Source organism: Acinetobacter calcoaceticus (assembly GCF_900520355.1).
Lineage (GTDB): Bacteria > Pseudomonadota > Gammaproteobacteria > Pseudomonadales > Moraxellaceae > Acinetobacter > Acinetobacter calcoaceticus_C.
The window spans coordinates 2164037-2188052 of record NZ_LS999521.1; the positions used below are offsets into that span (position 1 = coordinate 2164037).

General features: G+C 37.2%; 23 protein-coding genes. 18 read left to right on the plus strand and 5 right to left on the minus strand.

Going from position 1 to position 24016, the window contains the following annotated elements; genetic code table 11:
- Positions 1-11: 11 nt before the first annotated feature.
- The 3 genes from fba to AC2117_RS10360 all read right to left on the minus strand — a co-directional run bounded on the left by fba (position 12) and on the right by AC2117_RS10360 (position 2727).
- On the minus strand, positions 12-1049 hold the full coding sequence (fba, locus tag AC2117_RS10350; protein WP_003651441.1) for a class II fructose-bisphosphate aldolase: 1038 nt from the start codon (positions 1047-1049) through the stop codon (positions 12-14).
- 121 nt (positions 1050-1170) lie between these two features.
- Complete coding sequence (locus AC2117_RS10355) at positions 1171-1416, minus strand: hypothetical protein (RefSeq protein ID WP_005041128.1); 246 nt, start codon at positions 1414-1416, stop codon at positions 1171-1173.
- A 123-nt stretch (positions 1417-1539) separates the two neighbouring features.
- Entirely contained in the window at positions 1540-2727 is a 1188-nt protein-coding gene (locus AC2117_RS10360) for a phosphoglycerate kinase (protein ID WP_133973885.1), read from the minus strand.
- A gap of 138 nt (positions 2728-2865) precedes the next feature.
- Here AC2117_RS10360 and AC2117_RS10365 point away from each other — a divergent pair, with 138 nt between their 5' ends.
- The 14 genes from AC2117_RS10365 (at position 2866) to putP (ending at position 16486) form a co-directional block, all read left to right on the plus strand.
- The gene (locus tag AC2117_RS10365; RefSeq protein WP_003651438.1) at positions 2866-3249 is read left to right on the plus strand and encodes a DUF2237 family protein; all 384 of its coding nucleotides are present in this window, start codon (positions 2866-2868) and stop codon (positions 3247-3249) included.
- Positions 3249-3842: a Maf family protein gene (locus AC2117_RS10370; protein WP_133973887.1), complete on the plus strand. Its 594-nt coding sequence runs from the start codon at positions 3249-3251 to the stop codon at positions 3840-3842. Before AC2117_RS10365 ends, AC2117_RS10370 begins: the two co-directional genes overlap by 1 nt.
- Before the next feature lie 31 nt (positions 3843-3873).
- A complete protein-coding gene (locus tag AC2117_RS10375; RefSeq protein ID WP_133973889.1) occupies positions 3874-5037 on the plus strand; it encodes a cupin domain-containing protein in 1164 nt (387 codons plus the stop codon).
- Between the two features lie 358 nt (positions 5038-5395).
- Positions 5396-5959, plus strand: a complete 564-nt coding sequence (locus AC2117_RS10380; RefSeq protein WP_042896539.1) for a TetR/AcrR family transcriptional regulator — start codon at positions 5396-5398, stop codon at positions 5957-5959.
- Positions 5960-6426: 467 nt separating this feature from the next.
- Complete coding sequence (locus tag AC2117_RS10385) at positions 6427-6738, plus strand: ArsR/SmtB family transcription factor (protein ID WP_002121379.1); 312 nt, start codon at positions 6427-6429, stop codon at positions 6736-6738.
- A gap of 411 nt (positions 6739-7149) precedes the next feature.
- Positions 7150-8352 (plus strand): serine/threonine transporter SstT, encoded by a 1203-nt coding sequence (sstT, locus tag AC2117_RS10390; RefSeq protein WP_133973891.1) that lies wholly within the window; start codon positions 7150-7152, stop codon positions 8350-8352.
- A 5-nt stretch (positions 8353-8357) separates the two neighbouring features.
- Complete coding sequence (locus AC2117_RS10395; RefSeq protein WP_133973893.1) at positions 8358-9038, plus strand: YoaK family protein; 681 nt, start codon at positions 8358-8360, stop codon at positions 9036-9038.
- Between the two features lie 3 nt (positions 9039-9041).
- Positions 9042-9578, plus strand: coding sequence for a DUF2058 domain-containing protein (locus tag AC2117_RS10400; protein ID WP_075431380.1), 537 nt, complete (start codon positions 9042-9044; stop codon positions 9576-9578).
- Between the two features lie 367 nt (positions 9579-9945).
- Positions 9946-11793 (plus strand): ABC transporter ATP-binding protein, encoded by a 1848-nt coding sequence (locus AC2117_RS10405; protein ID WP_042896542.1) that lies wholly within the window; start codon positions 9946-9948, stop codon positions 11791-11793.
- Positions 11793-12242, plus strand: coding sequence for a MaoC family dehydratase (locus tag AC2117_RS10410; protein ID WP_133973895.1), 450 nt, complete (start codon positions 11793-11795; stop codon positions 12240-12242). The genes AC2117_RS10405 and AC2117_RS10410 overlap by 1 nt, the downstream gene beginning before the upstream one ends.
- A gap of 97 nt (positions 12243-12339) precedes the next feature.
- Positions 12340-13365, plus strand: a complete 1026-nt coding sequence (locus AC2117_RS10415; RefSeq protein ID WP_133973897.1) for an AraC family transcriptional regulator — start codon at positions 12340-12342, stop codon at positions 13363-13365.
- Between the two features lie 37 nt (positions 13366-13402).
- The gene (gene gcvH, locus AC2117_RS10420; RefSeq protein ID WP_042896546.1) at positions 13403-13777 is read left to right on the plus strand and encodes a glycine cleavage system protein GcvH; all 375 of its coding nucleotides are present in this window, start codon (positions 13403-13405) and stop codon (positions 13775-13777) included.
- Positions 13778-13877: 100 nt separating this feature from the next.
- Positions 13878-14585, plus strand: coding sequence for an SIR2 family NAD-dependent protein deacylase (locus AC2117_RS10425; RefSeq protein WP_133973899.1), 708 nt, complete (start codon positions 13878-13880; stop codon positions 14583-14585).
- 410 nt (positions 14586-14995) lie between these two features.
- Positions 14996-16486 carry a sodium/proline symporter PutP gene (gene putP, locus AC2117_RS10430; RefSeq protein ID WP_133973901.1) on the plus strand — a complete coding sequence of 497 codons (1491 nt, stop codon included), beginning with the start codon at positions 14996-14998 and terminating at the stop codon, positions 16484-16486.
- 34 nt (positions 16487-16520) lie between these two features.
- Here putP and AC2117_RS10435 read toward each other — a convergent pair whose 3' ends face one another.
- A complete protein-coding gene (locus AC2117_RS10435; protein WP_042896550.1) occupies positions 16521-17009 on the minus strand; it encodes an Lrp/AsnC ligand binding domain-containing protein in 489 nt (162 codons plus the stop codon).
- 125 nt (positions 17010-17134) lie between these two features.
- Here AC2117_RS10435 and putA point away from each other — a divergent pair, with 125 nt between their 5' ends.
- The 4 genes from putA (at position 17135) to AC2117_RS10455 (ending at position 23142) form a co-directional block, all read left to right on the plus strand.
- The gene (gene putA, locus AC2117_RS10440) at positions 17135-20887 is read left to right on the plus strand and encodes a trifunctional transcriptional regulator/proline dehydrogenase/L-glutamate gamma-semialdehyde dehydrogenase (protein WP_197730902.1); all 3753 of its coding nucleotides are present in this window, start codon (positions 17135-17137) and stop codon (positions 20885-20887) included.
- Between the two features lie 83 nt (positions 20888-20970).
- Positions 20971-21474: a GrpB family protein gene (locus AC2117_RS10445; RefSeq protein WP_133976312.1), complete on the plus strand. Its 504-nt coding sequence runs from the start codon at positions 20971-20973 to the stop codon at positions 21472-21474.
- A gap of 102 nt (positions 21475-21576) precedes the next feature.
- Positions 21577-22662: a tRNA (uridine(54)-C5)-methyltransferase TrmA gene (trmA, locus tag AC2117_RS10450; protein WP_133973904.1), complete on the plus strand. Its 1086-nt coding sequence runs from the start codon at positions 21577-21579 to the stop codon at positions 22660-22662.
- 249 nt (positions 22663-22911) lie between these two features.
- Positions 22912-23142: a hypothetical protein gene (locus AC2117_RS10455; RefSeq protein ID WP_003651412.1), complete on the plus strand. Its 231-nt coding sequence runs from the start codon at positions 22912-22914 to the stop codon at positions 23140-23142.
- A 36-nt stretch (positions 23143-23178) separates the two neighbouring features.
- Here the strand turns inward: AC2117_RS10455 and AC2117_RS10460 are convergent, their stop codons facing one another.
- Positions 23179-23913, minus strand: coding sequence for a phosphodiester glycosidase family protein (locus AC2117_RS10460; RefSeq protein WP_133973906.1), 735 nt, complete (start codon positions 23911-23913; stop codon positions 23179-23181).
- Positions 23914-24016 lie beyond the last annotated feature (103 nt).

The following is a 24016-nucleotide window of genomic DNA, read 5'->3' on the forward strand; positions in this document are numbered from 1 at the left end:
CCTAACGGGAATTATTTATAACGATCAACCATTTTCTCTAAAGAAATTGGACGGATCTTGTCAGCATTTCCAGCTGTACCAAATGCTTCATAACGATCGATACAAATTTGCTTCATTGTATCAACTGTTTTAGCAAAGTATTTGCGTGGATCAAACTCAGATGGATTCTCCGCCATAAACTGACGAATAGCACCAGTTGAAGCTAAGCGTAAATCAGTATCAATGTTGATTTTACGTACACCGTGTTTGATTGCTTCTACAAGTTGCTCAACAGGTACACCATAAGTTTCGCCGATATTACCGCCGAACTCATTGATTACCTTTAACCATTCTTGCGGAACAGAACTCGAACCATGCATTACAAGGTGAGTATTTGGTAATGCCGCATGAATTTCTTTAATGCGGTCAATTGCCAGAATATCGCCTGTAGGTGGACGCGTAAACTTATACGCACCGTGTGAAGTACCTACTGCAATTGCTAGTGCATCAACATTTGTATCAGCAACGAACTGAGTCGCTTCTTCAACAGAAGTTAGAAGTTGAGAATGGTCAAGTACACCTTCAGCACCTACGCCATCTTCTTCACCTGCCATCCCAGTTTCAAGGCTACCTAAACAGCCAATTTCACCTTCGACAGAAACACCACATGCATGTGCTAAAGCAACAACGTTACGAGTCACATCAACATTGTATTCGTAAGATGTAGGAGTTTTACCATCTACACCTAATGAACCGTCCATCATCACTGAGCTAAAGCCAAGCTGAATTGAACGCTGACAGATATCAGGGCTTGTACCATGGTCTTGGTGCATTACCACTGGAATATGTGGCCATTCTTCAATTGCAGCCAAAATAAGATGGCGTAAGAATGGAGCGCCTGCATATTTGCGAGCTCCAGCTGATGCTTGAACAATTACAGGTGAATTGGTTGCATCCGCGGCAAGCATGATTGCACGCATTTGTTCTAAGTTATTTACGTTAAATGCTGGTACGCCGTAGTTATGTTCAGCAGCGTGATCCAAGAGCTGGCGCATTGAAATGAGTGCCATAATATCCTCCCAGGTAGTGCGGGTTATTCTACCCTTTCATTTATTTCAATTCAGCAACAAATCACAGTATTTCAAAAAAAATCCCCGCATATGCAGGGATTTTTTAACAAAAAACAACAAATTAATGTGTTTCTGAAGCAGCAGCCTCACTTGGTGCACTACCTTCAACCACATCGGTATTCTTTTCATCTAAAACTGGCTTGTCAATCGCATCAATTGCTGCTTGTTGCTCAGGTGTTACTTTTTCAGAAACAGCAGTAGAAGCTGCCGATTCCTGTCCAGCCTGAGATGCTTCGTCTTTCTTAGCACAAGCAGTCAACATCATCGGTACAATTAACAGAGCAGCAAATGTAAGCTTTAAATTCATCACTATTGTCCACAGTTGGTGATTTAATGCTCGCTATTTTATTGCAGATATATGACAGTTTTATGACCTATCCATGAAAAAGGGACTGGTAACCCAATCCCTTCTTATTTTTAGATAACAGTATTAAGCACGCTCAAGTAAAACAGCCACCGCTGGCAAAGTCTTCCCTTCAACAAACTCAAGGAAAGCACCACCACCTGTAGAAATATAACCAATTTGATCAGCAACGTTATATTTATCAATCGCAGCTAAAGTATCTCCACCACCAGCGATCGAGAAACCAGCAGATTGTGCAACTGCAAGAGAAAGTGCTTTAGTACCTTCACCAAATTGATCAACTTCAAATACGCCTACAGGACCATTCCAAAGAATCGTTTTTGATGTTGTTAAAATATTTGCAAATGCTTTAGCTGTTTCCGGACCAACATCTAAAATCATATCGTTTGATGTTACATCTTCTACTTTCTTCACAACTGCTTCAGCTGCTGCCAAAGAGCCCAAGAAATCTTCAAAATTAATTTGTGATGCATCGGCAACTACTACATCTGTAGGAAGTGGAACACTTACTTTCGCAGCAATTTGTTTTGCAGTTTCAACCAAGTCAGCTTCGTATAATGATTTACCAACATTGAAACCAGCAGCTGCCAAGAATGTATTTGCAATACCGCCACCAACAATTAGTTGATCACAAATAGTAGAAAGTGAGTTTAGAACATCAAGTTTAGTTGAAACTTTAGAACCAGCAACAATTGCAACCATAGGCTTTTCAGGAGTTTGCATTGCACGGCCTAATGCATCTAATTCGGCAGCCAATAAAGGACCAGCTGCTGCAACAGGAGCAAAACGAGCTACACCTTCAGTAGATGCTTCTGCACGGTGAGCAGTACCAAATGCATCCATAACGAAGACATCACATAGTGCTGCATATTTTTGAGCAAGGTCTGGATTATTTTTCTTTTCACCATGGTTAAAGCGCACATTCTCAAGCAATACAACTTGACCAGCTTCAACTTCTACGCCATCTAGGTAGTCTGTTAACAATTTAACTTCTTGGCCCAATACTTCTGTTAAATAAGCAGCTACTGGTGCAAGTGATTGTTCTGGCTTTGGTTCACCTTCAACAGGACGACCCAGATGCGAAAACACCATCACAGCTGCACCTTTTTCTAAAGCAGCTTTAATAGTTGGTAATGCCGCGCGCAAACGAGCATCGCTAGTAATCACACCATTTTTGACAGGAACGTTTAAATCTTCACGAATAAGAACACGTTTACCTGTTAAGTTAAGGTCAGTCATGCGCTGAAAATTCATGTAAAGCTCTCTTTATGATTTTAAAAACGCGCCAATTTTAAATGATTACATCAAAAAAGGTTAGTTTTTTTGCATAAAAGCTGTAGAAAGCCCCAGTTTTGATTATGATAGAGATAGTCATTTGATATTTCGTCCATTATGTCTATTCATCCAGATCCACAAATCAATCGTTTAAATGTTTTAGGGGAACCTTTAGCAAGCTGTTGTTTCGACCCTATTACTGGCTATTTTAGAAATGGCTTTTGCCACACAGCAGTAACAGACCTTGGTCAGCATACCGTATGTGCGCAAATGACCTCCGATTTCTTAAATTTCTCACAAAAAATTGGTAATGATCTTATTACCCCTTTACCAGAAGTAGATTTCCCTGGTCTAAAGCCTGGTGATTTCTGGTGTATCTGTGTTACTCGTTGGGTAGAAGCTTATCAAGCGGGTCAAGCCCCTCCCATCAAAATACATGCATGTCATCAAGCTGTATTAAGCTATGTGCCTTTAGATGTTTTAATGGAATTTGCAGTGTAATGGTACAGCCACAAATTATTTTGGCATCAAGCAGTCAAACACGCAAAGCCTTAATGGATCGCTTAGGGATTGACTATATCTGTGTTAGTCCAGATATTGATGAAAGTCCACGGGATGAGGCCCATGCAGATGAACTTGCGAAAAGATTGGCTTTCACAAAAGCCCAAGTGATTGCTGCACAAAATCCACATGCAGTTGTTATTGGTTCCGATCAAGTCGCATGGCGAGAACACACCCCAAGTGACTTTATTGGTAAACCAATGACTATTGAAAATGCCCAAGCTCAGTTAGCAGAGAATTCTGGTCGAACTGTATTTTTTAGTACTGCACTCAGTGTGCAATGGCTTGAAAAGAATTTTGAGCAAACGCTTGTTGAACACTATCAAGTTAAATTCCGAACCTTAAATCAGGCCGAAATTGAACGATATATTGCATTAGATCAACCACTCCATTGTGCTGGTAGCTTTAAGTGTGAAAGTTTAGGAATTAGTTTGTTCGAGAAAATGACAGGCCAAGACCAAACGACTCTTATGGGTTTACCCATGATTCAACTTTGCCATATTTTAAGGCAGCTAGATCTCCAAATTCCTTAATTTTAGTTATTTTTACAAATAGGTTATTTCCATGACAGAACCTTTAGCAGTTTTAGGCGGTATTACTGCCGAACAATTTTTAGCAGAGTATTGGCAGAAAAAACCTTTACTTGTGCGCAATGGGCTTTCCGAAATTGTAGGTCTTTTAGAACCCCAAGATGTGCAGGAACTTGCTTTGGAAGAACATGCAAGTGCCCGACTCATTCGTCAAAAAGATAGAAATCCAAATGAATGGCACGTCAAGTCTTCACCTTTAACCAAGGGTGACTTTCAAAAGCTACCAAAACTGTGGACGCTTTTAGTACAAGCTGTAGACCACTACTCTTTTGATCTTTCTGAACTTTGGAAAAAATTTCCATTTATTCCTCAATGGCGCCGTGATGATATTATGGTGTCTTATGCATCTAAAGGCGGTTCAGTTGGAAAACATTTTGATTTTTATGATGTGTTTCTAGTTCAGGGTCATGGACACAGACGTTGGCAATTAGGACAAATGTGTGATGCAAACACTGCATTTGTACCTAATCAACCATTAAAACTTTTACCAGAAATAGACGTGCAATTTGACGAGGTCTTAGCGCCTGGTGATTTGCTATATGTTCCACCTGGAATGGCACATTATGGCGTGGCCGAAGATGATTGCCTAACGTTTTCATTTGGCTTTCGAATGCCAAACGTTGCTGGGATGATGGAACGTATTAGTGATCAATTTTCAGCTAATACTTTATTGCAAAATCCTGTTTTAGACATCGCACGTAAGCAGATGAGTCAAATTGGTGAAATTAACGAAACTGAACTGAATCACTTAAAAGATTTAGTTTTAGCTCAATTACAAGATTCAGCAGCACTTGATGCCGCTATCATGTCTTATATGAGTGAACCTAAATATCCAGATAATATTCCAGAAGCTGATGAAATCGAAGCCGATGACTTAAAAGAAATTTTACACGAAGGGTACGAAATTCTGTTAGAGCCAGCCTCTCGATTACTTTATACAGAACAAAACGGAACCTTAAACTTTTGGGGAAATGGTGAAGCCCTATTTATAGCTGAGTCTTTTGAGCAAAAATTAAAAGCGATTGCCAATGGAGAAAGCCTGCCTTTCGACAGCCAATTTAATGATGATGGAACACTAAAAAACGTTGCTCACTTATTAAATGAATCTATTTTGATGCTTTTACCCCCAGCAGAGTAAACATCTTAATAAAAGTAGATTTTTTCATGAAAGTGGAAAAATCTACTTTTTAAACTAGCATCTGAACTCAAATATATATTCCATTATTAAGCGTTAAATTTATCTACGACCCTTAAATAACGCGTAATTAAGCTTAGAAATTTTGAAACGAGAATTAAAAATAGAACACCTTATTATTAACAAAATGAGCTACCTCTTACTTACTTTTCCCTTAAAATTTAAACGATACCGTTTAAAAAAATAATATCTTTTTTCTATCAATAACAAACAATACCTTGTAAAATTAAAGATCCAGATTCTCATTAATACAGATCACAGTTCAAGCGAATAGCAATTCATTTGTGAGAGGCTAAAAAATATGTCGAAGAAAGATGACATTATTAACACCGCATTAAGACTTTTTAACTCATATAGCTATAATTCTATAGGTGTAGATCGCATCATTAATGAATCTGGCGTTGCAAAAATGACTTTCTATAAGCATTTTCCATCGAAAGAAAAATTAATTGAAGAATGCCTACTTCTACGGAATACGCTTTTACAAAACTCGCTTACTTCTGCCTTATCAAAACATGATGAGTTAGAGCCTCTTGCGAGAATTAAAGCAGTATTTTTATGGTATTCCGACTGGTTTAATAGTGAAGATTTTAATGGGTGTATGTTTCAAAAAGCTTTGGAAGAAGTTTTAAAACAATATCCGTCAACACATCAACCTGCCACTTTGTATAAAGCTTGGTTGACTCAACTCATGCAAAATCTTCTTAACCAATATGATGTAAAAGAACCAGGTCCTTTATCTTTACTACTCGTTAATATATTGGAAGGTATGACCATTCAAGCTCAGGTCGAGCATGGTTCAATAAAAATTTATGATTATTGGAATCGAGTTGAAAAGTTAATCGACTTTGAAAGAGCGGCTTAAAAAATAAAGCGTGACATTCTTCTTCTTATATTAATATTCTTCTTATCTATCACGCTGCGTCTGAAAGTCATTTTGGTTCAAAATTAGACGTTTTTTTCGATCTTACTAAACCAAAATATACAGACCTGTCTGTACAAAACAGATTATATATTTAAAAAATAAAAACTCAATCATTTTTTATGTTTCATTCAAAGATAAATTGGATTTAACTATTTATTGGAGTGGAAAAGCACTTATTTCATGCTGATTTCAATTCACTTATACTTAACAATTAAACTTATAACACAATGCAACACTTTAAACACAAAAGAAATACAAACAACTGTTTTTAATTAAAAATACCACTTATTTATCAATTCCACTTATATTGCTTTTCAACAAAAACAATTGGATTGATTAGTTTTGCTACATTCATTTCATTAAGATCAATCTATACTATGCCCGCTATATTGATATAGGTATAAAGTATGAAAGATGGACTCCAAATTGAAGAAATGAAAAATGCGGCTGATTCAGTCGTTGGAATTCTCAAATCTCTGGCTAATACAGATCGTTTATTAATTTTATGTCATTTAGCTTATGAAGAGCTAAATGTCTCACAAATTGAAGAGAAGACCCAAATTACACAGCCCACTCTTTCACAACAGCTTATGATGTTACGTAAAAGTGATGTTGTATCAACTCGTCGTGATGGTAAGCAAATTTTTTATTCTATTAAGGATGACAATATGCATTCAATTTTAAATACGCTTCACCAGCTGTACTGTGCAAGTAAATAATATCTTTAAATTATAATTTTATAAAAATATTAGTAATTTCCTGAAATATGCGATTTTTCAGCTTGAAAGCTTAGAGTTTAGTATAAGCACAAAGTTTTGAAAATTCGCGTAGCTTTTCCAAAGTCTTATTTACCCCGTTTTCCGTTGCATCAATTCATATCTTTGTAGTTCACGTGGTACTTTCATAGCTTTTTGATATAATTCGTTTTCTTAACGAACAATTAACAAGCAAAACCTCCAATAGAAAAAATTAAAGTTAAATAATAAATAAAATTAAAACAACACTTTAATATTACCAACCCTTATAAAAAGCTCTAGTTGGTATAAAAAAGCTTAAGATTCACATCACTTACGTATAAAATACTCCGCTTGTTCAACCTTTAGCCATGATTAGGTTAATAAGGCCTTTATATGCTTGCATTCTTTTCTCGATTAAGCTTAGTCACTAAGATTATTATCGCCATTATTTTAGGAATAGGCGTTGCATTACTATTTCCGAACGTTACGCCTTACTTAAGTTTATTTGGTGAGCTTTTCATTAAAGCCTTAAAATCGGTTGCCCCTATTTTAGTTTTTGTATTGGTGCTTTCTTCTATTGCCAACTTTCAAGTGGGTCATAGTGCAAATTTACGCCCAGTTCTACTTCTATATGTAATAGGAATGCTATTAGCCGCTTTTAGTGCTGTTATTGCAAGTTTATCTTTTCCAAGCACCTTATTCCTCAATACGATTTCACATAATGATTTACAAGCGCCTGGTAGTCTCGCAGATATATTAAAAAATTTGCTTTTAAGCTTTATTGCAAACCCTGTTCAAGCCATTAGTGAAGCTAACTTTATCGGTATTTTAGCTTGGGCAATTGGCCTTGGTTTAGCTATGCGCCATAGCTCAGATACGACAAAACAAGTAATGCAAGATGTTGCACATGCTGTCAGTGCTATTATTCATAAAGTAATTGCTTTCGCACCTGTCGGTATTTTCGGTCTAGTTGCTGTAACATTTGCTGATGCGGGTCTTGCGACACTTGAGAGCTATGCACACTTATTAGTCGTATTACTAGGGACAATGCTATTTGTTGCCCTCATAGTCAACCCTATTCTGGTAGGCTTAACTATCCGTGGTAATCCATATCCTTTAGTTTTTAAATGTTTAAAAGAAAGCGGTATTACTGCTTTCTTCACACGAAGTTCAGCAGCCAACATTCCAGTTAACTTAGATTTAGCAGAGCGTTTAGGTGTTAATCCATCTACGGCAAGTGTGTCTATTCCATTAGGTGCAACAGTAAATATGGCTGGCGCAGCAGTGACAATTACTGTACTCACGCTAGCCACTGTACATACACTTGGAATTCATGTTGATTTCGCAACAATGCTTATTTTATCAGTTGTTGCTACAGTTTCAGCATGCGGTGCTTCTGGTGTAGCTGGTGGTTCTTTACTTCTTATTCCCGTAGCTTGTAGTTTATTTGGTGTTTCAACTGAAATTGCTATGCAAGTCGTGGCTATTGGTATGATTATTAGTGTATTGCAAGACTCTACAGAAACAGCGCTTAACTCTTCTACGGATGTTTTATTTACCGCAGCTGTAGATATTCGTTCCAAACAAGCTTCCTAATCGAAATGCCATTTCAACGTCTACCAAACTGGTTCCAACTTGGGGCCTTTTTACTGGCATTTAATGCCGGAATGATTAATGTATTAGGGTTAATTACCCTTTTACATCAATCTATTTCACATATGACTGGCAACGTTAGTATGCTAGCTATGAGTTTGGTAGAGTGGCAACCAGAACATATCATTTTCTTATTTCTGGTAATTATTTGTTATGTTTGCGGTTCATTTTATAGTGGTTTTATTTTAGGCAGCAGCCATTTTCGACTAGGTCGTCGCTATGGCTTACCTTTAAGCCTTGTTGCTTTATTCATTTTTCTTTGTTGGCTATTACTTCCTTATTTTCCACGCTATGGATTATTATGGGCTTGTACAGCAATGGGCCTACAAAATGCAATGGTGAGCCATTATAAAGGAACCATTATTCGAACTACCCATCTATCTGGCGTTTTAACAGATATTGGTTTAGCTCTGGGATATAAAGCTAGAGGCTTACCGGTAGAAAACCGACGTATTGTTTTACACTTACTTATTTTTGCAGGTTTTCTGCTGGGTGGAATTCTCGCTGCGCTAGTACATCCACATTTAAAGTTACAAGCATTTTTATTGCCAGCAACTTTAAGCTTAGTCTTAAGTATTTCTTACTGGGTAGTTTACTTCTATAGCCCTTCAACTTCACATAAGGATTAAGTCATGGTTAAAAATGCCTTACAAGCACAGTTATTAAAAGCTGGGTTAGTGGATAATAAAAAAGCAAAAAAACTAACAAAACAAGCTCATCATGAACAACGTATCGGTCAAAGTGATGAGCCTGAAATCAAAGCGAATATTGAAAAAGCTCAACAAGAAAAGTTAGCTAAAGATCAGGCTTTAAACTTAGAAAAACAACAACAACTTGAGGAGAAAGCCCTCAAAGCATCAATCATTCAAATGATTAAACATCATAAAATTTCAAATACTGATGGTGATAGTGTTTATCAATTTATTGATGAAGGTAAGATCAAGAAGGTATATATTTCTCAGCAAGTATACAATGCCCTTGTTTCAGGCAGTTTGCTCATTGCTAAAGATCAAAATCAATATGCTTACCTACCTAAAGCATTAGCTGAAAAAATTGATCAGAAGATGAAAGGTTTTATTTTATTGAACAATGCTGAGTCCAATGAACAGACCACAGATGAAGAAGATCCTTATGCAGCCTATGTGATTCCTGATGATTTAATGTGGTAACACATACAATGGCCTTTATGATGTAAATATAAAGGCCTTTTCCCAATTAGTTTAAAAAGTATTAATTTAACAAATGATCAAAATATTAAGAAAAAATACTTAAAGAATAAATTCCTTCACCACTTTATCTATTAATCCCGATATAATAAATCATAATTTTTTAAGTCCTCGCGACATTCTTGAAGATTTCTTCAGGTATCCAAATTTTACGTCATGTACTCATGAATGACGTACAACATAATCAGTTCATGTGTATTTGCACATATTCAAAAGATCGGAAACTTAAGTGATCTTGATCTAACTGACTTTTTATAAATTTAATTGCAAAGACTTAATTAAGTGGCTTTTGTCTTAAAGGTAGTAATTCATGCTGAAGTGGTTTGAAAAACTTGTAGATCCCTACCCAACAAAAGGTCTGGATGAACCTTTACCAACTCGTTTTTTTCCATTTGTATGGCAAGCAACGGAAGGCTTACGCCCTTACTTATTCTTACTTATTCTTTTTACAGCAGGTGCGGCAAGCTTTGAAGCCTTACTTTTTTCAAAGATTGGACAACTCGTAGATTGGTTAAGTAAAAGTCATCCTGAAAGTTTTTTAAGTCAGCACACGACTGATTTACTCCTTCTAATTGGTGTTTTATTTACCAACATCTTTTTTGTAAATATTCAATCTATTGTTAAACATCAGATTTTATATAGCACTTTTCCAATGCGTTTACGTTGGCGTTTCCATAATCTTTTATTAAAACAAAGCTTAGATTTTTTCCATAACGACTTCGCTGGAAGACTTTCTGCAAAAGTGATGCAAACGGCTCTGGCAATCCGTGAATTCTGGATTATTTTGGGCGATATGTTGGCTTACGTCGCTATTTACTTTATTACCATTAGCATTGTTCTTGGGGCAATTTCACCAATTTTGTTAATACCACTTTTGGTTTGGTTAACTTTATTTTTATTAAGCGCATGGTTCTTTATCCCCCGTTTAAGTAAAGTTTCGCAACAGCAAGCCGATGCTAGATCAGTTATGACTGGCCGTATCACCGATGCTTATACCAACATTCAAACTGTTAAATTGTTTGCTCATGCGGGACGTGAAAGCCAATATGCAAAAGCATCAATGAAAGAGTTTATGACAACAGTCTATGCTCAGATGCGTTTAGGCACTCTTTTTGAAATAAGTATCAACATGCTATCCGCCGTTTTATTTATTGGCGTTATTGGTACTTCAGTTTGGCTATGGACTCAAGGTCTAGCAGCATTAGGCGTAATTGCAGCGACTACTGCCATGATTTTAAAGCTGAATAGTATGGCTGAATTTATGATGTGGCATATGTCCGCGTTATTTGAAAATGTTGGAACCATTCAAGATGGTATGCAAACATTAGGTAAAAAAATCAATATTCAAGACAAACCAGATGCAAAAACGCTTAACGTTACCCAAGGCGAGATTGTATTTAAAGATGTAAGCTTTGCTTATAACAATAAAAATGTGATTGATCACTTCAACTTACATATTAAAGCAGGTGAAAAGATAGGAATTGTTGGACGCTCTGGAGCCGGAAAGTCTACGCTTATTCAATTGCTTTTACATTTTTATCATCTTAAGCAAGGTGCAATTTTAATTGATGGGCAAAATATTGAAGATGTGACTCAAGATAGTCTAAGAGCGAATATTGCCTTAGTGACACAAGATACTTCTTTATTACATCGCTCAGTGGCTGAAAATATTAAATATGGACGTCCAGATGCATCTGATGCCGACATGGAAAATGCTGTAAACAAAGCAAAAGCCACTGAATTTATACCTCAACTGGTAGATTTAAAAGGTCGTAATGGATATGACGCCCAAGTAGGTGAACGTGGTGTAAAACTTTCTGGTGGTCAAAGACAGCGTATTGCTATTGCACGCGTATTTTTAAAAGATGCACCTATTCTGATTTTAGATGAAGCCACTAGTGCATTAGATTCAGAAGTTGAAGCGGCTATCCAGTCAAGTTTAAATGACCTTATGGTTGATAAAACTGTTATTGCAATTGCACACCGATTATCTACTATTGCACAAATGGACCGTTTAATTGTTCTTGATGAAGGAAAAATTGCTGAGCAAGGAACACATGAAGAGTTAATTGCTCAAAATGGAATATATGCACAATTATGGAAACGTCAAACAGGCGGCTTCCTGTTTGAACAAAAAGTTTTACAGGGTCAAGATTAATGCTTTATTTAGAAGATTTGAAAATTGGTGACCGTTTCATTAGCCGTGAATATGAAATCACCTTAGATGAAATCAAAAAATTTGCAAATTCTTATGATCCTCAACCATTTCACACAGATGAAGAACAGGCTAAGCATGATCCTATTTTTCAGGGGATTGCTGCCAGTGGTTGGCACACTTCTGCCATCACTATGCGTTTATGGACAGAATGCATGCCTATTCATGGCGGTTTGATCGGTTCAGAGTCGAGTTTGCGGTGGCCACGCCCCACCCGACCGGGTGATAGAATTCATGTTGAAACTGAAATTTCAGCTATTACCCCATCCAAAACAAAATTAGATCGTGGTATTGTAAGTTACGTTACACAAGCCTTAAATCAACATGGGGATGTCTTACTTATTTCAACAACAAAAATTGTTGTCTTTAAAAAAATGTTTAAAAATGGTTGATATGATTGTCTAACAGTTTTTATAAACTCAGATTATATTTCATGACAAAATGTGTAAGAAATGCATGTAAAAAATTGATGAGAGCAATGGAACGCATATGAAAATTACCTCAGCTCGTCAAGATCAGGGTATTCCGGGTGTCTATGGCCTATTGCTATTAGATGTCGTTTCACGTTGGGGATACAACGATGAAACATTATTTGCTCCATTTCATCTTACCAGCGAGCAACTAGCTGACCCTGACTATCGTATTTCTACACCATTAGCGAATGAACTGGTTAAACACGCGCTTAATCTAACTGGTGAAACTACTTTGGGTTACCATCTTGGTACTCAAATGCGTATTTCAATTCATGGTTTTATTGGCTATGCAATTATGACAGCCAAAGATATTACCGAAGCAATTGCTCTCGCAGCACGCTTTATTCAACTACGCTTACCCTTTTTACAATTATATTTCTCAACTTTTGGGCCCAAGGCGACCTTACAATTACAATGTGATATTGAACTAGAACCTTTGCGAACAGAAATTGTTTTAGGTCTAACTATTGGCATTATGAGCATGGCGAAAGCCATGACTGGTATTGAAGATTTAGCTGGTGATGTAGATTTAGATTTCGCAGAGCCAGAAGGTTTCGAGAAATATAGAAGTAAGTTAAGTAGTACGATTCGCTTTAACCAACCCCATTTAATTTCAAGTTTTGATAAAAAATATTTAGGACTTAAATTAATTAATTCAGATCCAATCGCCAGTCAAGTTGCCATTAATCAGTGTGAATCTGAACTTTCTGCTTTGGGTGAGCGCCGTCGTTTAGCAATGCGAGTTCGCGATATTTTAACTAACTCGGAACAACATTACTTAAGCATTGAAAATGTAGCAGAATACCTACATATGTCGGATCGCACCCTCAAACGTCAATTGGCAGCAGAAGGAACTTCATTTTCTACATTAGTTGATGAAGTACGCTATCGGCATGCAACATCTCTGCTTTCCCGTACAGATTATAGTCTTGAACAGATTGCAGACGAACTTGGCTATTCGGACGTTGCAAATTTTAGCCGTGCTTTTAAACGCTGGAGCGGCCGCAGTCCGAGCAACTGGCGTAAAGACCCATACTTATAATGTTTAAAACTATTGGACACAAGCTTAAGGAGTTATCATGAATCATCCTTCGGAACTGAAGTATGCACGTACACATGAGTGGGTAAAAATTGAAGGTGATCTTGTTATTACAGGGATTACTGACCACGCACAAGATGAACTGGGCGATTTGGTATACGTCGAAACTCCTGAAGTTGGTCGTCAAGTTACAGCTGGCGAACAAGCTGGAGTTGTTGAATCAGTGAAAACTGCTTCGGACATTCATGCTCCTGTTTCAGGCACTGTAGTAGAAGTAAATACCGACCTTGAAGATGATCCTGATTTTGTAAATGACGATCCATATGGTAAAGGCTGGATTTATAAAATCAAACCAGACAATATTGCAGATGTTGAAAAACTTTTAACAAATGCAGAATATGAAGCTGGCCTATAAGATAGGTATTGTTTTCAAGATTTAATAAAAACCAGTTTAGATTTAAGCTGGTTTTTTTTCTTTGTTTATGCAGCTAATTTAAAGTCAGCTATCTGATTCGGTGACGTATATGACAAAACTTGTTGTGTTCTCTGGCGCGGGTATGAGTGCCGAAAGTGGAATTAGCACTTTTCGTGACAGTAATGGTCTATGGGAAAATTATGATATTCAACAAGTTGCTACACCAGAGGCGTGGGAAAAGAACCCTGCTTTAGTTCAACGTTTTTATAATGAACGACGTAAAAATATTTTAGAATCTCAACCCAATAAAGCTCATCAATATATTGCCAAACTACAAGATTATTTTGACGTACAGGTTATTACTCAAAATATTGATGATTTGCATGAGCGTGCGGGAAGTCTCAACGTTTTACATTTGCATGGAAACATTCGTTTATCAAAAAGTTCAGGGCCAGATGCACAATTCACAACTCGATTTTATGACATTAATGGTTGGGAATTAGATTTAGATCGTGACATTTGCCCAGATGGCTACCCCCTTCGTCCACACGTTGTTTGGTTTGGAGAGGCTGTACCTGCTTATGAAGACGCAATTAGATTAGTGCAAAGTGCAGATGTTTTTATTGTAATCGGCTCAACATTAAGCGTATATCCTGTTGCTGGTTTAGTGCATGAAATTTCAGCTCAATGTAAAGCTTATTATATAGATCCAAAAGCAGATTATGTACGTGTTCCTCAACAATACGAATTGTTAAAGTTGTCAGCCACTCAAGGCATGCATCAACTTTTTGAAAATTTAACCAAATGACTGCAATTTTTAAGGACTAAATAAATTTAATTTGAATAAAAATTATTATTTTTTGGATAAAATTTTGTCGAATTCTCTAATTTTGTTTTAATTTTCGGCAATAAAATTTTGCCTACCACCCTTTTTATAAATAAAAATGGATTTATTTTTTATAAAACTTATTTTTCTTAGAATAATTTAAAAAAATAAAATATTAAAAAATTTATAACCAAATGATAAATAATATATTTTTTAAGTTTGTAATCTAAATTACACTAACTTACACAAAGATACAAAAATACAATACAAAGATAACAGAGCAAAAAAATTCTTTTGTGGTTGAATCTCAACCTCTTGAATGCCGTACAAGAAAACAGCGACCTGGATTAGGTTACAATCACGGATTATGGATATAAGGACACACATCCATCATGAGTTATTTTGATCCCACCCTCATCATGTTTATGGTGTACATTTTAGCAATGGTACTTATTGGCTTATTTGCCTACCGTGCTACAAGCGACTTCTCAGATTATATTCTTGGTGGTCGTAGTTTAGGCAGTTTCGTTACTGCATTATCCGCAGGCGCATCAGACATGAGTGGCTGGCTACTCATGGGTTTACCAGGAGCGATTTATCTTTCTGGTCTATCTGAAGCTTGGATTGCAATTGGTCTAATTATCGGTGCTTGGCTTAACTGGCTACTGGTTGCTGGTCGATTACGCGTTCATACTGAAATACAAAATAATGCATTAACTCTGCCAGATTATTTTACCAGCCGTTTTGATGACCAGAAAAAAATACTTCGTATCTTTTCGGCGGTTATTATTTTAGTTTTCTTCGCAATTTACTGTGCTTCAGGCATGGTAGCTGGCGCACGTTTGTTTGAAAATTTATTCGGAATGTCCTACAACACTGCAATTTGGCTCAGTGCTATTGCGACCATCAGTTATGTTTGTGTTGGCGGATTCTTAGCAATTAGCTGGACGGATACTTTTCAAGCTGGCCTGATGATTTTTGCTCTGTTGTTAACTCCAATCGTGACCTACCTTGCGATCGGTGACACAACTCATTTCGTTACCCTCATTGAAACTGCTCGTCCGCATGCGTTTAATCTCATCTCGGATTTTGGTGTAGTAGCAGTTTTATCCTCCATGGCTTGGGGTCTCGGTTACTTTGGTCAACCGCACATCCTTGTACGTTTCATGGCGGCTGATTCAGTAAAATCTATTCCTGCTGCTCGTCGTATCGGTATGACATGGATGATTTTATGCTTAATCGGTGCTGTAGGTGCTGGCTTCTTCGGTATTGCTTATTTTGAACAACACCCTGAGTTAGCAGCAGTTGTAAGCAAAAACCCTGAAACTGTATTTATGGAATTGACTAAAATTTTATTCAATCCATGGATTGTTGGTATCATTTTGGCTGCAATTTTAGCTGCTGTTATGAGCACATTAAGCTGTCAACTTTTGGTATGTTCAAGTGCTTTAACTGAGGATTTATACAAAGGCTTCCTTCGTAAAAATGCATCTCAAAAAGAACTTGTATGGGTTGGTCGTCTCATGGTTCTTGCAATTGCAGTTCTTGCAATTTTTCTTGCAGGCAACCCAGACAGTAAGGTTCTTGGTCTTGTTGCTTATGCATGGGCCGGCTTCGGCGCAGCATTTGGTCCACTTATCATCTTGTCATTGTTCTGGAAACGTATGAATTTACAAGGTGCTTTAGCGGGTATGATCGTTGGTGCAGTTGTGGTTATTGGCTGGAAAAATCTTTTCGCAGACACTGGTGTTTACGAAATTATTCCTGGCTTTATCCTTGCATTTATCAGCATCATTGTTGTTAGTCTTTTAACTAAAGCGCCAAATTCAACAGTAACTGGACGCTTTGAAAAAGCAGATGAACTCTACAAAGAAAGCGTATAAAACCATCTAAATAAATAAAGGGGCTTCGGCCCCTTTATTTATTTTTAGTTTTGATTTTAATTTTTGAAGTATCTTTCACTGCCTGCATCACTGGGTAACTCCGGGTTTCTTTTACCCCAGGTAACTGCCATAGCACTTGTCCTGCAATACGTCTAAATTCTTCCATACTTCCACTTCGTAATTTAATTAAAAAATCGAAGCCTCCACTTACCATGTGGCATTCCACAATTTCTGGATAGTGCACCACAGCATCAATAAACTCATCCAAAACATTAGGTGTCGTTTTATCCAGTAATATCTCAACAAATACCAGAAAATTAGCATTTAATTTGACAGGGTTTAACTTAGCCTCATATCCCAAGATGAATTCATCTTTCGTTAATTTTTGCACTCGAGCCATAACAGCGGTTGGTGATAAGTTCACAAGTTCGGCTAATTTACTGTTAGAAATTCGCCCATCTGTTTGAAGAATATCCAAAATTTTTAAATCAGTGCGATCAAGGCTTAATAATGGGCCATTCATCTGAATTTTCCTCTAAAAAATGGGCTAAATATAGTGAGTTATTCGGTGTTTCTTCTGTAATGATAAATTATCTAAACCTCTCTACTCAAGATAAATAGTATGAGAGCTAGTTGGCGGACACAGATATGAACACAATGGATACTTTTCATCAAATGGATAAATCTCACCAAGGCTATATCACCGAATTCAACGATAAAAGTGAGTTTGAACAACGCATTAATACAGCTTGGCGACGTGCGGAACCAGAAGCTGTAGAAGAATTATTACAAGCTGCGGCTGTATCTGACGATTTAGATCATAAAATTTATGATCTTGCTTTTAATCTTGCCCATAATTTACGTGAACGTAAAACTTCTTCGGGTAAAGCTGGAATTGTTCAAGGGTTATTACAAGAATTCTCTCTTTCTTCTCAAGAAGGCGTGGCGTTAATGTGTCTTGCTGAAGCTTTGCTTCGTATTCCAGACTCAGCAACACGTGATTTGCTTATTCGAGATAAAATCAATCAAGGTAACTGGAAAGAACACGTTGGCCAAAGCAGCTTAATGTTTGTAAATGCTGCTGCATGGGGCCTTATGCTGACTGGCAAACTCATGGAAACGCCAAAGCAAACTAGTCTATCAAGTGTACTTACTGGCTTATTAGCGCGTAGTGGCCGTGGCATTATTCGTAAAGCAGTCGATGTTGCAATGCGTATGATGGGTGAACAATTTGTTACTGGTGAAACCATTGAAGAAGCCGTTGACCATGCAAAAATATTGGAAGACAAAGGTTTCCGCTATTCTTACGACATGTTGGGTGAAGCTGCTTTAACCGAACATGATGCTGAACGTTATTTTAACGATTATACGCAAGCCATTCATGCAATTGGCAAAGCATCTAACGGTAAAGGCGTTTACGATGGCCCAGGTATTTCCATTAAGCTTTCTGCTTTACATCCTCGTTACCAACGTGCGCAAATTGAACGTGTTCATCAAGAGCTTTACGGCAAAGTTTTTGAGTTAGCGCGTTTGGCTAAACAATACAACATTGGCTTAAATATTGATGCCGAAGAATCAGAGCGCTTAGAGATTTCTCTTGAGTTGCTTGAGCGTCTTTGTTTTGAGCCGGAACTTGCAGACTGGAAAGGCATCGGTTTTGTCATTCAAGCTTATCAAAAACGCTGTTTCTTCGTAGTTGATTATATTATTGACCTTGCGAAACGTAGCCAAAAACGTCTCATGATTCGCCTCGTGAAAGGTGCATATTGGGATAGCGAAATCAAGAAAGCTCAAATCGATGGTATGGATGACTACCCTGTCTTTACCCGTAAAGTACATACAGATTTATCTTATATTGCTTGTGCTAAAAAGCTACTTGCTGCACCTGACTATATCTATCCGCAATTTGCAACTCATAATGCACAGACATTGGCAACGATCTATCATTTAGCTGACCCAAGCAAATATTATGCTGGTCAATATGAGTTCCAATGCTTGCATGGTATGGGTGAACCACTTTATGAACAAGTCGTTGGCCCACGTGAGCAAAATAAATTAGGCGTGCCATGCCGTATTTATGCTCCGGTTGGTAACCATGAAACTTTGTTGGCTTACTTAGTTCGTCGTTTACTTGAAAATGGTGCGAATACTTCATTTGTTAACCGCATTGCAGACAAGACGCTTAAAGTTGAAGATCTCATTCGATCTCCAATTTATGATATTCGTAACGCAGCTAAACTTGAAGGTTTGGTCGGTTTAAAGCATCCATCAATTCCTTTACCTTTAGACATGTATGGATCACTCCGTAAAAACTCTAAAGGCTATGATTTAGCAAATGACGAACCGCTTTCAGCACTCGACAATACAGCTCAACAACTCCGTAATCGTATCTGGCAAAGTCATCCATTATTGGCAACGACAGAAACATTAGAGCAAGGTCATTCCATTGCAATTACAAACCCAGCACAAAATGATGAAATTGTTGGGCATGTGCAAGAAGCTGATCTTAAGCATGTTGAAATTGCACTTAATGCAGCTGAGCAAGCTCAATCTGAGTGGTCCACTACGTCTAAAGATCAGCGCGCTCAGTACTTAAAACGTGCAGCAGAGCTTATGGAAGGTCGTATGCAAGAACTTATGGTTCTGCTAAGTCGTGAAAGTGGTAAAACATATGCAAATGCGATTGCAGAAGTTCGCGAAGCTGTAGATTTCTTACGTTACTATGCAACTCAAGTTGAGAACCTTCCTACAAATACAAAAATTCAGTCTTTAGGTACTGTACTTTGTATTAGTCCATGGAACTTCCCTCTTGCAATTTTCTCGGGTCAAATTGCAGCTGCATTAGGCAGTGGTAACTGTGTTATTGCTAAACCCGCTGAACAAACACCATTAATCGCAGCTCAAGCAGTTCAAATTTTATGGGAAGCTGGTATTCCACATGGTGCTGTACAGCTACTTCCTGGTCGTGGTGAAACAGTTGGTGCTCAGCTTAGCCAAGATAATCGTATCGATGGCATCATGTTTACTGGCTCAACTGAAGTTGCCAAGATTTTACAGAAAACCGTTGCAAAACGCTTATCTGAAAATGGCCAATCCATTCCTCTCATTGCGGAAACTGGTGGTCAAAATGCAATGATTGTGGACTCATCAGCTTTAACTGAACAAGTTGTACTTGATGTTGTTAGTTCAGCTTTTGATAGCGCTGGTCAACGTTGCTCTGCTTTACGTATTTTATGTGTGCAAGAAGATAGTGCCGCAAGTGTCGTAAAAATGCTTAAAGGTGCAATGCAACAGTTGATCGTAGGTAACCCTGCGATTTTGAAAACTGACATTGGACCTGTTATTGATGATGAAGCAAAACAGACAATTGATCAGCACATCCAAAAAATGAAGTCTAAGGGCTATCCAGTACATCAGCTAATGTTTGGTGCAACGAGCAAAAATGAATTAGATAAAGGAACTTTTGTTGTACCAACAGCAATTGAGTTACCTAACCTTGATGACTTACAACGTGAAGTCTTTGGTCCAGTTTTACACATCATTACCTATAAGTATGGTGAACTGGAACAGCTCATCTCGCGAATTAATGCCAAAGGTTATGGTTTAACAATGGGTCTTCATACGCGTATTGATGAAACGATCCAAACAGTAATTCGACATGCGGAAGTTGGTAACCTTTATATCAACCGAAATATTGTTGGTGCTGTTGTTGGTGTTCAACCATTCGGTGGTGAAGGTTTATCGGGTACAGGTCCGAAAGCTGGTGGTCCGCTTTACATGTATCGTTTAATGCAGCAGTGTTCAAACAAAGTATTGGCAACACCATTTGCCATGAAGACTGAGCAAACTGCTTTTGAAGGCTTTAACCGTGAGGTTTATCAGAGCTTACAAAATTGGGCGAAACAGCATTTACCGCAGGCAAATCGCGACATTGAACCATTTGGTGTTGGTAAGTTTTATGAGTTACAAGGTCCTACTGGGGAAAGTAACCAATATATTATTTTGCCGCGTCATCGAGTTCTTTCTATTGCTGACACAGAAGAAAACCAACTACATCAATTGCTCGCAATTTTTGCAGTTGGTAGTCAAGCGGCGGTAATGCCGAACAGCCCACTCTTGGCAAAATATAAACAAACTTTACCAAAAGATGTGCTTGCTGCAATTACTACGGTCAAAAACATCGCATCAGATGCTTTTGATGCAGTTTTACATCACGGTAACCGTGAAGAAATCTTCTCATTACAGCAAGAAGTGGCTACTCGTTCTGGAGCAATTGTAGGTATTACACATGTTGAGCCAAATGAGAATATTCCACTTGAGCGTTTAGTAATTGAACGTGCAATTAGTGTGAATACAGCTGCGGCTGGTGGTAACGCAAGCTTAATGACAATGACTGATTAACGCATAACTTTTTCAAAAAAAGCCCAAATCTTAGTATTTGGGCTTTTTTATATACTGAAGTATATCTATTCTTAAATATATAAATTTTATCTCTTAGAGAATCTAATCATGATTTTTTAGAACCCGAACAATATCAACAAAAATGCGCCCAACTTTTTAATTCCTATCAAAAAGATATCTCTACTCTTTTACCTCTTGCAAGAATTGAGCATATTGGTTCATCTGCAATTCCTAATGCAATTTCAAAGGGTGATCTCGATATTTATATTGAAGTTATGCCTGAGCAATGCGACTTTGCAATTGAACAGTTAAAAACACTTAACTTTATCGAAAAGCAAAATACGCTAAGAACACATGAACTTTGTATGCTTGAATCACTCAACAATGATGAAGTTGCTTTTCAAATAGTGACATCTCATTCGGAGTTCATATTTTTCTTAACCTTTAGAGATAAGCTTATGGTCTCTCCAACCTTGGTCAACGAATATAATCAATTAAAATTACAATGTAGTCATTTAGATCCCGATCAATATAGAACAATAAAATCAGATTTTATTAGCCATGTTCTAAAAAGCTCTTCATTTTAGATTATGCTCGCTCCTTAATAATATCGGGCTAAAATTGGCTCCTGTAACCCCGTTTTTTTTGATACCATTCACTATTTGATTCTGTCCAATTTTTCTTTGTCTATGACCTCTTCTTATCGTCAACAACTTCAAACTAAAATTGATCGCATTACTGCGCAATTTTCTGAATATACACCACCTGCATTAGAAGTGTTTAAGTCACCTGAACAACATTTCCGGATGCGTGCTGAGTTCCGAATCTGGCATACAGATCATGATATGTTCTATGCAATGTTTGAACGTAATGATGATGACAAGCAAAAAACTGTTGTCCGCATAGACGAATTCCCTATTGCTGATAAAAGCATTAATGATTTAATGCCAAGGCTTTTAGAAGAACTTAAAGCAGAGCCTAAACTTTCCGCACGTTTATTTGAAGCTGATTTTTTAGCAACTCTTAGCGGTGAAATGTTAGTTACATTAATCTATCATCGTAAGCTTGATCAGGAATGGGAACAAGCAGCTAAAGCGCTTGCTGAGAAGTTAGATATTAAAATTATGGGTCGTAGTCGTGGCCAGAAAATTATTATTGGTGATGACTTTGTTGTTGAAGAGTTCGAACTATTAGGCCGTTCATTTAAATATAAGCAAATTGAAAGTAGCTTTACTCAGCCTAATGCAGAGGTTTGCAAAAAAATGCTGCAATGGGCCTGTGATGCTGCTGAAGGATCTAAAAAGCATTTATTAGAACTCTATTGTGGCAATGGGAACTTTACCCTTCCACTTTCATTAAAGTTCGAACGTGTTTTAGCAACCGAACTTGCCAAGTCTTCTGTTTATGCAGCTCAATGGAATATTGAGCAAAACCAGATTGATAATATTCAGGTTGCTCGTCTTTCAGCCGAAGAATTTACTCAAGCCTACCAAGGTGAACGTGAATTCCGCCGCTTACAAGAAGCGAATATTGATATTCAAAGTTATGACTTTGATACCGTATTTGTTGATCCCCCACGCGCAGGGATTGATGATGAAACCTTAAAATTGCTACAAGGTTTTGAGCGTATTATTTATATCTCGTGCAACCCAGATACACTGTATGAGAACTTAAAAATATTAGGTTTAACTCATCGTATTAGCAAGTTCGCTTTGTTTGATCAGTTCCCCTATACCCATCATGTTGAATCAGGTGTATTACTTGAGAAGATTTAAACAAAATCTTTCATTGTAAATGCTAAAAATAAGAAGGTTATATACCTCCTTATTTTTTATAGCCTTTTCATCTAAGTAATTAAATTTTCAAAAAATATCAAGTCATCTATTCGTCATAATTTCGTTTAACTCGAGCATTCCTATCGAAAATTCTTGAGTTCAATTGGTCGATTTATCACTTATAGAGACTTGTATTTTATTTTAGATTGGCTATATTTCGAGCTATGTTAGATTGTATATGAAGGCTCTATGAGTTTTTGGCAAAAGCTGTTCTTGGCAGATCAACAGCATAACGAGCATAAGAACCAAACTGCTTGTGTTGAAAATGACTGCTCATGTAAAACAAATGAACAACTTCTAAGTGCTCTTGCACTAGCAACAGATGAAGATGTCATTAAGGGAATAAAGAAAGTTCTTATTTCCCGTGGTTATAGCCGAAAAGAGTTGAATGAACTCACTCAAAAACCATCTATTCACTAATAAAAAAAGCCAGTCTTGTACTGGCTTTTTTATATTTCACTTCAAGCGACAATCTGTCTGATCTACCCAACCAACAATTGGCCCCATTGCAAATTGTTGATCATTACGTTTGTCTTTTTGAACGTATAAACTAGAAATAGAACCATCCAGATATAAAGCCTGCTCCACCCTAAGATTTCTTTGAAAAAAATGAGCAAACTTGTAAAAACTCACGCTATTCTTTGATATTACAAAGTAGAGTTTATTATTCCGAATTCCGACCCCATTACGAATTTTATTTGATTGAGAATCTGGTAAAAAAAGGGAGTTTATCTTTCCATCAATAATTAACATCGGTCCAGATTGCGTCGCATAATCAACGTTAAAATCTCGTCGACTATATTGCTGCGTTGTTAAAATAAATGCCTGTTTTTTATTCCAACCTAGCACGCCATTAGGCTGTAAAAAGAAATTCCCCAATCCTTTACTTTTATTTAGTGGCTGAATCACCTTAGTTCGTTCAACATACAGCCCTACTGGAGAAAATCCCGGATGGAACATTCCTGCATTCATTGCAAAAGAAAGTCGCTCACATTGCTTTAAATGTTCCTGCACACTATTAAAGCTTTTGTAATACTGTTGATTATTAGAATTCTTAAGAAACAAACGTAACTGTTTTAAATTGCTAATTGCAACCACATCATATTGGTCGCCTTCCGCTGTTTTAACTTGCTGGTGTTCTATTGCATAGACAGACTGAATCAGAAGCCCATATATAGTTAAGCACCACATCAACTATTTCATTTACTACCACCATACATGACATTTTTTCTTCATATTAAATCTTTAAATTAGATACAATAAACACAATTATAATTGGATATGTACCAAACTC